The 12,820-nt window shown below is 52.9% G+C and carries 12 protein-coding genes; 7 read left to right on the top strand and 5 right to left on the bottom strand.

The window, feature by feature from the left end; genetic code table 11:
• Nucleotides 1-68: 68 nt before the first annotated feature.
• Complete coding sequence (gene glsA, locus VNX88_11095) at nucleotides 69-1,127, bottom strand: glutaminase A (protein HWY69207.1); 1,059 nt, start codon at nucleotides 1,125-1,127, stop codon at nucleotides 69-71.
• A 30-nt stretch (nucleotides 1,128-1,157) separates the two neighbouring features.
• On the bottom strand, nucleotides 1,158-2,573 hold the full coding sequence (locus VNX88_11090) for a DcaP family trimeric outer membrane transporter (GenBank protein ID HWY69206.1): 1,416 nt from the start codon (nucleotides 2,571-2,573) through the stop codon (nucleotides 1,158-1,160).
• A gap of 662 nt (nucleotides 2,574-3,235) precedes the next feature.
• On the opposite strand from VNX88_11090, the gene VNX88_11085 reads away from it, so the two are divergent.
• Nucleotides 3,236-3,637: a response regulator transcription factor gene (locus VNX88_11085; GenBank protein HWY69205.1), complete on the top strand. Its 402-nt coding sequence runs from the start codon at nucleotides 3,236-3,238 to the stop codon at nucleotides 3,635-3,637.
• A 461-nt stretch (nucleotides 3,638-4,098) separates the two neighbouring features.
• Nucleotides 4,099-4,749 carry a sensor histidine kinase gene (locus VNX88_11080; GenBank protein ID HWY69204.1) on the top strand — a complete coding sequence of 217 codons (651 nt, stop codon included), beginning with the start codon at nucleotides 4,099-4,101 and terminating at the stop codon, nucleotides 4,747-4,749.
• A 56-nt stretch (nucleotides 4,750-4,805) separates the two neighbouring features.
• Here VNX88_11080 and VNX88_11075 read toward each other — a convergent pair whose 3' ends face one another.
• Genes VNX88_11075 through VNX88_11065 form a run of 3 tightly spaced genes read right to left on the bottom strand, consistent with a single transcriptional unit; the run spans nucleotide 4,806 to nucleotide 8,871 of the window.
• Entirely contained in the window at nucleotides 4,806-6,212 is a 1,407-nt protein-coding gene (locus tag VNX88_11075) for a porin (protein ID HWY69203.1), read from the bottom strand.
• A gap of 31 nt (nucleotides 6,213-6,243) precedes the next feature.
• The gene (locus tag VNX88_11070; protein ID HWY69202.1) at nucleotides 6,244-7,320 is read right to left on the bottom strand and encodes a type II asparaginase; all 1,077 of its coding nucleotides are present in this window, start codon (nucleotides 7,318-7,320) and stop codon (nucleotides 6,244-6,246) included.
• Between the two features lie 48 nt (nucleotides 7,321-7,368).
• Nucleotides 7,369-8,871 (bottom strand): aspartate ammonia-lyase, encoded by a 1,503-nt coding sequence (locus VNX88_11065; protein HWY69201.1) that lies wholly within the window; start codon nucleotides 8,869-8,871, stop codon nucleotides 7,369-7,371.
• Between the two features lie 630 nt (nucleotides 8,872-9,501).
• Between VNX88_11065 and VNX88_11060 the strand changes: the two genes are divergently transcribed.
• The 5 genes from VNX88_11060 (at nucleotide 9,502) to VNX88_11040 (ending at nucleotide 12,815) form a co-directional block, all read left to right on the top strand.
• Nucleotides 9,502-10,155: a response regulator transcription factor gene (locus VNX88_11060; GenBank protein ID HWY69200.1), complete on the top strand. Its 654-nt coding sequence runs from the start codon at nucleotides 9,502-9,504 to the stop codon at nucleotides 10,153-10,155.
• A gap of 239 nt (nucleotides 10,156-10,394) precedes the next feature.
• The gene (locus VNX88_11055; GenBank protein HWY69199.1) at nucleotides 10,395-10,898 is read left to right on the top strand and encodes a DUF892 family protein; all 504 of its coding nucleotides are present in this window, start codon (nucleotides 10,395-10,397) and stop codon (nucleotides 10,896-10,898) included.
• A 70-nt stretch (nucleotides 10,899-10,968) separates the two neighbouring features.
• Entirely contained in the window at nucleotides 10,969-11,373 is a 405-nt protein-coding gene (locus VNX88_11050) for a hypothetical protein (protein HWY69198.1), read from the top strand.
• Nucleotides 11,304-12,158 carry a carbonic anhydrase gene (locus tag VNX88_11045; protein HWY69197.1) on the top strand — a complete coding sequence of 285 codons (855 nt, stop codon included), beginning with the start codon at nucleotides 11,304-11,306 and terminating at the stop codon, nucleotides 12,156-12,158. Before VNX88_11050 ends, VNX88_11045 begins: the two co-directional genes overlap by 70 nt.
• 81 nt (nucleotides 12,159-12,239) lie before the next feature.
• The gene (locus VNX88_11040) at nucleotides 12,240-12,815 is read left to right on the top strand and encodes a DUF882 domain-containing protein (GenBank protein HWY69196.1); all 576 of its coding nucleotides are present in this window, start codon (nucleotides 12,240-12,242) and stop codon (nucleotides 12,813-12,815) included.
• Nucleotides 12,816-12,820 lie beyond the last annotated feature (5 nt).

Raw genomic sequence — 12,820 nt, 5'->3', positions numbered from 1 at the left:
CAAGAAGCCTGCGTTGAGCCCAAAGAGCTCTCGCGTCAACTGTACTGACCTAAGAGCTCATGCGCCTCTTATTTGAGCCCCACAGAACTGGGTGAGTAGAGGTTGTAGTTAAGTCTCTGCGTCACATAATCAATTACTTTCTGCGCCTTCACGCTGTTCCCTGCCTCATCGAGCGGAGGAGCGAAGACGGCGATGGCGCCCTTGCCAGGGGCGATAGCCACTATGCCGCCACCAACTCCGCTCTTTGCGGGTAGGCCCACATGCCAGGCCCACCCGCCGGAACCGTCGTAGAGCCCAGCCATAGTCATGGTGGCGAGAATGTGAGGAATGTCTTCGGCCTTGATGACCCGTTCACCAGTGGCGGGATTAATGCCATTATTTGCGAGCATGGCTCCCATGCGTGCGAGTTGGAGCGCGTTCACGCCGACGGAGCATTGCTTGGTGTAGATGTCGACCGACTCGAACGGATCGGCATAAATTCGATCATATTTTGCGAGCAGGTAGGAAAGAGCCTTGTTGCCGGTGTTCGTGGCTGCTTCTGATTTGTACACCTCGTCGATCAGTTGCAGCTTCTCTCCTGCTGCTCTGCTATAGAAATCGAGGATCTTGTTCCACTTGGCCGTTGCATCGCTACCAGAAATCAAGCTCGTAGTTGCAATCGCCCCCGCATTCACAAGGGGGTTTCCAGTATGCGTTTGCATATCCACAACGGCCAGGGGTGAATTAAACGGACGGCCGGTAGGCTCAGAACCGACTTTCTCAAAAACCTTGTCTGATCCTAGTTCCTCCATCGCGAGTGCGAGAGTAAAGACCTTGGAAATCGACTGGATGGAGAACGAATACTTCACGTCGCCGATCGTTACGGACTGGTTATCGGTCGTTACGACCGCGATTCCGAATAGCTTGGAATCCACTTGAGCGAGGTACGGAATGTAGTCGGCATTTTTACCGTTGGTATCGGTGCTGAACTTCGCGTAAGCCTCTTTGACGACGGATTCGACTAACTCACGTCTGGGAGCGACTGGGCTCACTGCCCGTTGCGCGGCGACGTCGGTAGGGAAAATACTCGTTGGTATCAATGCCAGAACCGACAACAGTGTTACTAGCGCAATCTTCTTCACATTCATCTCTAAACTCCTTCTTTCACCATTTCACCCTCATTTGCTACCTAGAACTCTGGCGTTGAACGTGTATTTGAACGAGAACTGTAACCTGTAGTCTTCTGAGTTAAACCCATCTCTGGCGTTCGTACGCCGGCCCCACTGGAATTCGCCGCCGTACATAACGTTCTTGAAAGCCGCGTACAACAGGTTAATGCTCGAATATTGCCCCTCGTGATACGCGTTCGCGGCCTGCAGACTCGTATTCTGGATCTGCAAGTCCGAAAACCCGAGCGAGGTAGTTAACTTGTCTGACCAACTGTGATCGAGATATGCGACCATGCTCCACATGGGCAGAGGTTTTCCTTTGATGGGCCGCGTTGGATTTCCGGGATTGGGAATCGGAGCGACATCGAAGGGGGCGTCATTCATATAGTTTTCGATTCCGTTACCGACGGTATACTGTAGGTGGAGGGAATCTTTCTTTGCCTTCACCAAGGAACTTAGGCTAAAGCCCCACCCATTTATGCTCTGGTTGAGATTGAATGCGTCTGCCAAGGTATCGTCCAGCTTGACATTCCGCCAGATCGCTGATCCCTGGAGGTAACCCAACCTTCCGCTGTACCGGTATTGTCCAGTCAAGTCTGGAAATCGGAATCGCGCTTTTACGTTCTGCACCGGGTCGCGATCTGAAAGAAGGCCTTGATCACCGGATTGGCCAGGAGCTTCTAGGGCAATCCACAAATGCGTGTCTCCCTGGATCGGCATCCAGCGCAACTGCGGATTACGGAGAAACACCATTCCGTTTGGCCCCCAATACTCCACAGTGTTAGGAAAAACGTCGATATCCATGAACGCACTATTGGTTTGACCAGCCAGGAACTGGCCTAACTCGCCGTAGTAGTGACGTGGACGGATCGTAGTTACACCGGCATCCTTACCGACACCGAACATGTCAAATTCGAACACCGCTTTTAAGTCTCCCCAAGGTGTGGGCTGGACTCCTTTGACCCCGAATCGGCTCTGGCGTACGCTCCAATACGTGTTGCCGTTCTGCCCGAACTGACCAGGAAAGGATGGAAGCTTCCCGGGTCGAACGACATCGAACCAGGTGGGATCATTCGACTTGAAGGAGTAACCCGCATCCACCATTGCGAAACCATAGACATCGAGGGATTGTTCCGCCTGCGTTGGAGTGGACGCCGTTTGCGGAGCTGCGGCCGGCGTTGGTGCCGCAGCCACATTCGCGGTCGTGACTCCAGCGTCCGCCGTTGCGGCTTCCGAAGGCATCGGCTCAGTCGCCGCCGGAATTGCAAATGTGGCATTCCGAACTGAAGGCTTACGCGCTTCCTGAAGTGTCCTGACCTGATCTCTCAACTGCTCCATTTGCGCTTGCATCTCTGCCAATTGTTTCTTCAGTTGCACAACGTCCGAATTGGCCGTGTCACTTGACTGTCCTTGAGCTGACTGCACACACAACGCCGCAAATACACAAATGAGGAAAGCTGCGTAGCTAACTGATTTCGAAATAACCGTACAAGGAACGTTCATGAGATCCATTCTCCTTCTGCCATTTCTGCTGGATACTGCGGAGTTCCCATTGACCCTTTTGCTTCTGGACAACCATGTTCCCGGTGCGGTGTTCGCGACCTAGCCTGGACTTGCGATGCTGGTATTCACCACAAGATGGCCTTGTCGGTGTTGTGACTTTCGCGTGATATGAACGTACGGACAACTGTCAGTACGTACAGTTTCTGACAGGCAGGGATTCGCTTCACTTCATGCGATACCAACTCGGAACGAGATGGTTTTAGCGTGGGCTGCGCGCTCCGCAGTGATAGAGAACAATCGCAGTCAATGCGCAACATACTGGTTGGCCTTATCGGAAATAACAGCGGATGTCAGGCAGTTGTGTATGAAGCCTGGAGAGCCTGTCTTGGCGAACTGTATGTCGAGTACCGCGGTCTAAGTTGCGACATCCACTAGATTTGACAGTAGCTTTGGTACGACACGGCGCATAAAGTCAAACCACTTATTGCTGCTGTGCAGCGCTAACCGCCGCGAATTTTGTCTGCTCGCGTTGCACCACTTCGTGCCATTGCCGGCTTTCCGTGTCAGCAGTCAAGGGAGAGATCGTGTCAAAGGCGAGCATACTTCTGGCCGACGACAACCCCGAAGTTCTGAGCTTGGTTGCCGAGATCCTCGAATCTGACTACCACATTGTGGCTTCCGTGCTCAATGGTCGATCAGTCCTCGAAAACTGGTCGCGTCTCACGCCAGACGTCATTGTGCTCGATATCTCCATGGGCGAACCGAACGGTATCGACGTAGCGGTCGCCTTGCGTGACTCAGGATGTGAGGCCAAAATCGTCTTCCTCACCATTCACAGCGATCACGATTTCGTGCAGACGGCGATGGAGGTCGGTGGTTCAGGTTATGTCGTCAAATCGCAATTGCGCAGCGACCTGGCAGAGGCGCTGACGGCGGTGCTGAGCGAGAAGCGCTTTGTTTCACCATGTCTGCGATATCAGGAGTAGTAAGGGGAATCGCACTGTGCTGCGCGCCATTCGCGTGAGGATGAAGATTGGAAAAAGCATCCACAAGTATTGACGAACGTCTTCCCTTGACATCAGCCGGACGGTCGATTGGATGGGAGTGGAATGTCAAAAGCGGAGTGGTTCACTGGTTTGGTGATTTGCCAACCGTGCTTGGCATACCGTCGGAAGCATATTCCGCAGATGTCCAGGACTATCGCCGCCGCATACATCCGGAGGATAGAGAACGGGTGTGGGAAGCCATCTCAGAGGCGCGGAAGAAGAACAAATGCTACACGGCAGAATTCCGAGTACTCCGAGAAGACAATAGGGTGCGCTGCCTGAGGGTAAACGGGATATTTCTGTATTTCGATAACAGTGAGCCTGAGCGGATGCTGGGGGCGGCGGTCGATGTCACTGATGCAAAACTCGCCGAAGAAGCACTGGCTGCTGTTGGAAGCAGATTGATCGCGGCCAACGAAGGGGAGCGCACGTGGATCGCAAGAGAGTTGCACGATGACGTGAACCAGCAGATTGCTGTCATCGGCATCAGGTTGGATCGACTCAGGCAACACCTCTCCGAGTCCACGGTCGATGTCCAAAATGAGATTGCTGAAGTTTACAGGCGCGTATTGCAACTCGGAAAGAACGTTCAAGCGCTGTCTCATCGCCTGCACTCCTCCAAACTCGATTACCTCGGGATGGTGGCAGCAAGCCGTAGCTTTTGCGAAGAATTATCTGCGGAATATCACCTGGAGATTGATTTCCGCCATAAAGGTGTACCGCGCAAACTGCCTGCAGAGATTTCGCTTTGTTTATTTCGCGTCCTACAAGAATCGCTTCAGAATGTGGTGAAACACAGCGGCGTTCGAAGATTTAAAGTGGAACTAAATACAAATCAAGGTGAAATCCAACTCACGGTCGTCGACGAAGGTGTCGGCTTTGACTCGCAAAATGCCATTGCTAGTCGTGGTCTCGGCCTGATCAGCATGCGCGAAAGATTACAGCTCGTTAAGGGTCAACTTTCCATTCATTCGGAAAAGGGCCACGGCACCACCATCTGTGCGCGTGTGCCGATCCACGCGATTGACGCCAATCGATTAAAGAGTGCGTGAAACAAGAGTTTTGCTATTGAGCAATTGCACGATCGCTCGGAATCAGCAGCAGTCTTTCAGAGCTGAAATTGAATACGTGTCTGGAAGAATTGAGTATTGCCTTTGAGGTCGAAACGGTTGAGGCGTCCATAACCGTAGGCCATTTCCAGGCGCACGTGTTCGGATAGATACCAATTAGCCATCGGTGTAAACCTTACGAACCTGCCACCCTGCACTGGACCACTATTAAGATCGGTATGGGAAAGTCGAAAGACAAATTCCCAGGCTCCCGGGCCTCCCTTGAATACAGGCCTCTTAGGATCTATATCCAGGAAATATCCGCCGACCGTGTTATATGGGCGCGTCTCACCAGTGGCTAACCAGGTTACAACCACGTCTCCTCCATGAAATACGGGATCGCCCTTCGATTGTGAGGAAACTTTCTCCCACCAATACTCGCTTCCGAACAACCACGAACCTTTTCGGTAATAAACCTCAGGACCGGCCATGCGCGACGCTGTTGCGTCAAACGTCCCGGTATCGAGAAAGAAAGGTGCAGGAAAGGATTCTGGCCGTGACTTCAGGCGAAGTTTGTCATCTACCGGCTTTCCGTAACGCAAGTTCGCTCCGATGTGGAAAAGGGTACGCGTCTCTTCCGAGTGGATCGGAAGCCAGATGAGCCTTGCAACCTCCTGACTCGAATAGGAGGAAAACGACTGGCCTTTTGACATTATGTCGTTGAAGTAACCGAGATTCCAGCTGAAACCGTGTTTGGGTGAGTAACCGAGCCACTTGATGCCATCGGCCAGAAGAGGGACTGTGGCATCGTTCATCGTGGACCTCTCCATGGTCCAGCCATCGTATCCAGCCATAACTTTGTTGAGAGAAAATCCCTCTTTGGCACGACCAATAAAAAAGTTGCCCCACAGTTCTGGAACCGCAATCATGACTCCGGTTTGTCGCACGAACCACTTACCGGTGGGACCGTCGTACATGAACCCGGCGCACCATGTAACGGAACGATCGAACTGGGGAAATCTGCCTCGAAACAATAGACGTGAATCGCGAACCTTGAAGGCAGGCGACATGGAAAACTGTTGTTTACTCTCACTATCTTGAGAATACGCATCAGCCTCGTACAGAAAGCCGCCGCCTACTCTGATGGTGAAATACGGACCATGGTACTCGTTGAAATGCACAAGCTGGCGTCTGGGACCATCGTCGGACTCGGCTGCATCAACTGTATTCTCAAGAGTTGAGTCGGGAGATGCTTCGTGAGGGTCCTGTGCCTCGTTGGATCTGGTCGAGGCCTGGCCAGTACCATCTTGGGCCTTGGTTGGAACATCGGCAGATGCCGATTGATTTTGGGCATAACCTTCTTCAGGATTAAGAGCTAGAGGCGTTGCGACAGCTTCCTGCGCGAGCAAGAGTCGAGACGCGGCCGTAAGCACAATGAATCCCGCCACTAAGCGCAACGCCTTCATCACTGGGTCCGATCGCCAGAATCTCCGTGGCTCAGTAGCTATAGAACAGCTCTTGGATCTGAGAAACCGGACGTTGCTTCAGCAGCGCCAGTGACAGCAGAATTCGTGATTTCTGCGGATTAAGCTCATCGGAAGCGACGAAACCCATATCGTCGTCTTTTACTTCTACGTTGCGGCCCACCAACCCTAGCGCGACGCGGCTGCTGCGGACCACGATCACTCCTTTCTTAGCTGCTCTTTCTGCCGCTTCCAGCGAGGCTTTGTTCATATTCCCATTTCCTACACCGGCGATGACGATACCTTTCGCGCCGTTGTTCACGCTGGCGTCGATCAAGTCCGGCGACATATCGGCGCAGGCGAAAACAATGTCGACTCGCGGCAGCTTGGTCACATTCGCGACGTCAAATTCGCTCTTGGTCGTGTGCTTCCAGGGAGGCGCGTTGTAGTAATCGTTGTGGCCATATGCGGCCACGCCGACGAGTCCGCGCAAAGGCGACATGAAGGTTTGCACATCGGTCGTGCTTGTCTTGGTCAACGAGTGCGCCGCGTGGATCCAGTCGTTCATCACCACCAGCACGCCCAGGCCTCTCGATTTGGGATCAACGGCGACGCCGACTGCGTTATAGAGGTTCAGCGGACCATCAGCGCTGACCGCTGTGGATGGCCGCATGGATCCAACCAGAACCACCGGCTTGTCGCTCTTCACAACCAGGTTCAGGAAGTATGCCGTTTCCTCCATGGTGTCGGTGCCATGCGTAACGACAATTCCATCTACATCCTTTTTGGGAAGCAGTTCATTAATGCGCTTGGCCACCTTCAGCATGATGTCGAAAGACATGTCCTGCGATCCGACGTTGGCGACTTGTTCGCCCTTTATATTGGCCAGGTCCTTGACTCCCGGAACAGCATCCACCATGGCATCGATGGTTACCGCACCGGAGGTGTATGCAGATTGTGTGCCTGTTGCGCCGGCGCCTGCGATGGTTCCACCAGTCGCCAGAATGACGATGTTAGGTTTTTTGTTTTGATTCGAGGAAGCACTCTCGCAGCCGACGCTGACAATCAGTGAGAGGAATACTGCTACCGAAATTCTGTAGGATCGTTTCATGACATTTCCTTCCAGTAGTCGCGTGCGGGGCTTCCCTGCCCCGTCGCGCTACTTCCTTGCATATTTGCTTTTGTTGAGGTTCGTGAGCTTGGCCGGGTCGAGCAACTCTTTAATCTGCGGCTCAGTCAGGATCTTTTTCTCCCGGATGATCTCGAGTATGCCTTTGCCGCTCTTGTAAGCCTCTTGCGCCAACTCCGTGGACTTGTCGTAGCCCAGGATGGGATTGAGCGCAGTAACGATGCCAACGGTGGTCTCCATGTAGTGAGCCAGTACTTCTTCATTGACCGTGATTCCGTCAATGCACTTTGTCCGGAAAAGGATCGATGCGCGGTACAGCAGATGCTGTGATTCGAGCACCGACAAACCTTCGATCGGTTCGTAGGCGTTGAGTTGAAGCTGTCCACTGTGAGCAGCCAGCGTCGCAACATAGTCGTTGCCCATCACTCGAAAGGTGACTAGGTTCATCACTTCGGGAACAACCGGGTTTACCTTGCCAGGCATGATCGAAGAGCCAGGCTGCAAGGCCGGAAGGTCGATCTCCGAGAGTCCGGCGCGCGGTCCCGACGTCAGCAGGATGAGGTCACCTGAGATTTTTGAGAGCTTAATGGCGAGGCTTTTCAGCGCCGAGGAATAGACTATGAAGCCCTGCTGATCCCATGTAGCGGCCAGCATGTCGGTAGCCGGCACAATCGGCTTGCCGGTAAGCTTGGCGAGATGTGCGGCACACTTTTCCGCATATCCTTCCGGAGCGTTGATGCCGGTACCAATGGCGGTCGCCCCCATGTTCACGGCATAGAGCGACTTTTCCGCGTTCTTCAACAACTGTATTTCGCTTTCCAGCGATGCCGCGAAGGCATGGAACTCCTGTCCGACTGTCATGGGCACGGCGTCCTGCATTTCCGTGCGTCCCATTTTGACAATCTCTAAAAACGCATCGCCTTTCGTGCGGAATGACGCCACGAGTTTTTCAAGCTCAGCGACGAGCTTGTCGTTCCGCATGAGAATCGCCACCTTGATCGCCGTCGGATAGGAATCGTTCGTCGATTGCGACATGTTGAGATCGTCGTGCGGCTCAATGAACTGATACTCACCTTTCTTGTGACCGGATGCCTCCAGTGCGACGTTTGCAAGCACCTCGTTGGCATTCATGTTCGTCGACGTGCCGGCGCCACCCTGATACCAGTCCACCTGAAATTGATCGTGATATTTGCCGGCCATCACCTCTTTACAAGCCTTCTCGATCGCGTCAAGCCGCTCTTTCTTCATGGCACCTACGTCGGTGTTGGCTCGTGCAGCCGCGAGCTTGACTATGGCCCACGCTTCCACAAACCCGGGATAATGATTGATCGCCACGCCGGAGAGCTGGAAGTTCTCCAGTGCCCGCGCGGTCTGCACGCCGTAGTAGGCGTCGGCGGGAATTTCTTTTTCTCCGAGCAGATCCTTTTCAATTCGCGGCTTGGATTGCTGCGCACTTGCTGACACACCGACCAACAGCATGATGAGTGCAAGGGCGAGCGTGAGCGTTCGGCTAAGAAATAGATTCATAGTCATTGCATTACCTCACGCTCTTGCTCGCCCACTGGCCTCATCTCTTCGCACACGGGAGTGTGACCCTGATGTTTGCGCAGAAACCTGTCAGCTTGTGGTCGACACAAGAGTGATTTTTCAAATCCTCTCTTGACTTATATTCCGGCCTTGCCTTTTTTGAACTGTCAAAACTGCTGGAGGAAGGTGTACTCGGGCCCCTTACTTTCCATTAGGATCGGTTCGGAGATTTGCTATCTAGATCGGTGTTCGATAGGAGGTGTTCGATGAGGAAGATAAACGAACTAAATGTGATTCGCCTCCGGCCAATTTAGGATTTTGGTAGCGCGGCAGCACGAAGAGCCGGCAAAGTCCCTGGTGGTTCCTTGATAATTTTGTGAATCTTTCGCGAAATCAGGCCAAGCAATTGTGGTCGCAGAGCTTAGCCGAATTTGGTCAAAGTTCGCTGTTAATTCCCAGCCTGGGAGCGAAATTTGCCGATTTCCGGCAGAATTCCAAGCATTTTGCCGTTGCGGAGAATTTTCCCCTGTAAGTCTCCCTGTTTATCTTCGCTTTTGCATCCCTGTGGCCGACTGTTAATTCTGCGAGTAGGGCAAGCAAGCAGCACCAGTTAGGCTGACGCTCCGAGGTTTTGCCATGCCCCTAACTGGAAACCGTCCTCGCGTTCTGATAGCCGACGATCACACTCTGGTGGCCGAGCTATGCAAAAAAATGCTTGAGCCCGAATTTCAAGTTATTGGCACGGTGTGCGACGGGCGCGCTCTCGTGCAGGCGGCTGAGGAATTGAAGCCGGATGTAGTTGTCCTCGACATTGCAATGCCAATATTGAATGGCCTCGATGCCGGCAAACACGTAAAGAAGGTACTTCCCTGCGTCAAGCTCCTCTACTTGACTATGAGTCTCGATGCGCAGCTCGCAACCGACGCTTTCCGATGCGGAGCCTCTGGTTATCTCTTAAAAACCTGCGCTGCCTCCGAACTCGTCATCGCGGTAAGAGACGTATTGCGCGGTAAGCGTTACATGTCCGCTAGCATCGCCGAAGAGACGTCCAACCGATTGCGCTTTCAATCTCCAAAGCTGATCAGCGAAGAAGACCGGCTTACTCGCCGACAGCGCGAGGTTCTGCAACTGCTCGCGGAAGGAAAGGCGATGAAGGAAGTTGGCGATATCCTGCACTTGACTACGAGGACAGTCGCCTTCCACAAATACCGCATCATGGAAACCATTGGGGCGAAGAACAATGCCGACTTAGTCAAATACGCCATCAGAAATCACGTTTCTACCACCTAACTAAGCCGCGATACCAACGTGGTGTGTGCCTGTCATCTCTAACAGCTGTGCCGGTGTGATGAGAGGGTCACAATGACAGCCTGTCTTAATTGTCTACTGAAGTTATGCACTTCTGACAGTTCCTGCCGGATTGTGACGACTCCATAATCCGAGCGCGCCCTCAGTAATCCAAATTTCAAACCACTCAAAGCCAATCAACGCAGAATCAACCGATAACTAAACCCGAAAAGGAGAACGTAATGCCAGTTAACAATCCTAAGGAACTTTTTGTGCGGATGCTTAGCGATCTGCGCCAGGGTAGTGAGCGATCCACAAAGATCTTGCAGGAGATCGGCGATGCTGCCCAAAATCCAGAGGTCAAGGCGGCCCTGGAGGCACGGGCATTCGTCGCAGAAAAGACCCTTGCCACCATCGATGAGTGCTTCAGGCTGATCGGCGAAAAACCTGTGAAGGCCAGTGGACGTTTTTACGAGACATTTGTGGAGGACTTTCGCCGCGAGCTCGCCGAGATACAGCTTCCAGTGGCGAGACATCTATTTGTCCTGGCCAAGATGAGCCACCTAATTCACTTCCGGATTGGCGAGTACGTCGCTCTGATCGCAGCCGCCGATGTGACAGGGCATCCTGCCGTCGGAGTGCTGCTGGAGAGCGCACTTGCAGACAAACTCGCATTCCTCGAGCGAACCAAGCGGATGCTCCGGAACATTGTCCAGACCAAGATTGCTGAGAGAATAGCTGCATAACAGTAATGTAGTTCCATGGCCCGCTCCGGCCGAGCCTGAGCGGGCCCACCTTACAACAAGGAGATTACCGATGAGGCTTGGCCGGTACTTGCTCTTGATAGCTGCACTATTCGGCGCTCCTTATCTCATTGTGAGTTCCTTTTCACAATCAGATAACTCAGTGGTTGGCGACCTACAGAATAAGCAAGGCTCCTATTTCACTTCCAGAATCGAAAACTTAGGCGAGAAATTGAATTTGACCTCCGATCAACAAGCAAAGATGAGGCCGATTCTCGAACAGGAAATGGGACTTCTCGAACAGATCCGTGCTAATCCGGTGCTTTCGAAAAAGGACAAGGTGAAGAGACTGCAGGCCATCGTGGGCGGGTCAGACAACAAAATGAAGTCCTTTCTTTCCGCAGAACAATGGCAGAAGCTGCAAGCGTTGCGAAAGGATCAGAAGGCGGAATTAAAGAAGTACGCGGAGGCAAAGTAGGAAACGTAAAGGCTACTTCTGTAGTTCGTATGCAGATTCGAAAATATTCCGCCTGTGTAGTCATCATTTGCTGGACGCTACTTTTCGCAGCCAGCGGCACAGCCCGGGAACACGACTGGGACTACGGTACGTCGCACGGACCAGGCCACTGGGGCGACCTGAAACCGGAATATACTTTGTGCAAAAATGGGCATCGCCAGTCGCCGATTGACATCCGCAATCCTCAGAAGGCCGATCTTCCGCCGATCCAATTCGACTACAAACCTTCCTCACTGCACATAATCGATAACGGTCACACGATTATGGTGAATTACGAGCCAGGAAGTTCCATCTCGGTTAACGGGAGAAGCTATGCCTTAAAACAGTTCCATTTTCACCGGCCAAGCGAAGAGCGCATCAACGGCAAGGGTTATGAAATGGTGGTGCATCTGGTACATGCGGACGAGGAAGGAAGTCTCGCAGTAGTCGCGGTGCTCCTGCGGCAGGGAAAAGACAACGCCCTGGTGCACGAATTATGGAAAGATTTGCCAAAGGAAAAGGAAAAAGAAGAAGCGGTTACGAACGTCAGCGTCGACGCAGCCGGCCTGCTTCCGGTAGACCGGAGCTACTATACCTTTTCAGGATCGCTTACTACTCCGCCTTGCAGCGAGAATGTAACTTGGTTCGTCCTTAAGCACCCGGTAACCGTTTCTTCCGCCGAGATCGAGCAGTTTTCGAAATTGTACCGACACGACGCGCGACCGACTCAGCCGTTGTATGACCGCGTTGTGCTTGAAAGCAAGTGAGTACCGGAATAGACACACTCATTGACGGCGGTCAACTTATCACGAAGCGCTTCCTGATATGATCTAGAGAACGGCCATTTGATGATGGCCGATTTTTTGCTGGAGCGTGAGTTGCCGTTGTTGTTACGAAAGAGTTTTTTTGCGTGTTGCGTATTCCTCGTCGTTATTTCTTCTCCATCCCAGGCGACGGAGACTCCCTCTTCATCCGACGTCAGCTATCGGCTGCACTTGTTTCATACTCATACGGGGCAACGGCTCGACATCGTTTACCGGCATGGGAACTCATATGATCCTGAGGCTCTGGCGCAACTCAATCGTTATTTGCGCGATCATCGGACAGGCGACGTTCGTGAATACGATCCCCGGGTTTTCGACCTGCTGCACGACTTAACGGTGGCGCTAGGTCGTCCCAATTCTGAGATCAACGTTGTCTGCGGCTACCGTACGCCTTGGAGCAACCAATATCTCAGAACCCATGGTCATGGCGTAGCCAAGCACAGTCTGCACATGCAGGCGATGGCGATTGATATTCGCGTTCCGGGAGTCCGCACCTCCGAACTTCGCGATACCGCGCTGTCATTGCATCGCGGCGGCGTGGGCTACTACGCTGGCTCTGATTTTGTTCACGTAGATGTAGGCCGTGTGCGGCGCTGGTAACTCTA

Source organism: Terriglobales bacterium (assembly GCA_035567895.1).
GTDB lineage: Bacteria > Acidobacteriota > Terriglobia > Terriglobales > Acidobacteriaceae > Gp1-AA112.
The sequence above is the reverse complement of the archived record's forward strand: the minus strand, read 5'-3'. Positions and strand labels throughout refer to the sequence as shown.

Bases quoted from the DNA above. Each gene is read 5' to 3' on its own strand.
- VNX88_11070 (HWY69202.1), bottom strand. From the start codon at position 7,320: ATGAAACGATCCTACAGAATTTCGGTAGCAGTATTCCTCTCACTGATT.
- VNX88_11045 (HWY69197.1), top strand. From the start codon at position 11,304: ATGGCAGAAGCTGCAAGCGTTGCGAAAGGATCAGAAGGCGGAATTAAA.
- VNX88_11075 (HWY69203.1), bottom strand. From the start codon at position 6,212: ATGAAGGCGTTGCGCTTAGTGGCGGGATTCATTGTGCTTACGGCCGCG.
- VNX88_11065 (HWY69201.1), bottom strand. From the start codon at position 8,871: ATGACTATGAATCTATTTCTTAGCCGAACGCTCACGCTCGCCCTTGCA.
- VNX88_11050 (HWY69198.1), top strand. From the start codon at position 10,969: ATGAGGCTTGGCCGGTACTTGCTCTTGATAGCTGCACTATTCGGCGCT.
- glsA (HWY69207.1), bottom strand. From the start codon at position 1,127: ATGAATGTGAAGAAGATTGCGCTAGTAACACTGTTGTCGGTTCTGGCA.
- VNX88_11060 (HWY69200.1), top strand. From the start codon at position 9,502: ATGCCCCTAACTGGAAACCGTCCTCGCGTTCTGATAGCCGACGATCAC.
- VNX88_11055 (HWY69199.1), top strand. From the start codon at position 10,395: ATGCCAGTTAACAATCCTAAGGAACTTTTTGTGCGGATGCTTAGCGAT.
- VNX88_11040 (HWY69196.1), top strand. From the start codon at position 12,240: ATGATGGCCGATTTTTTGCTGGAGCGTGAGTTGCCGTTGTTGTTACGA.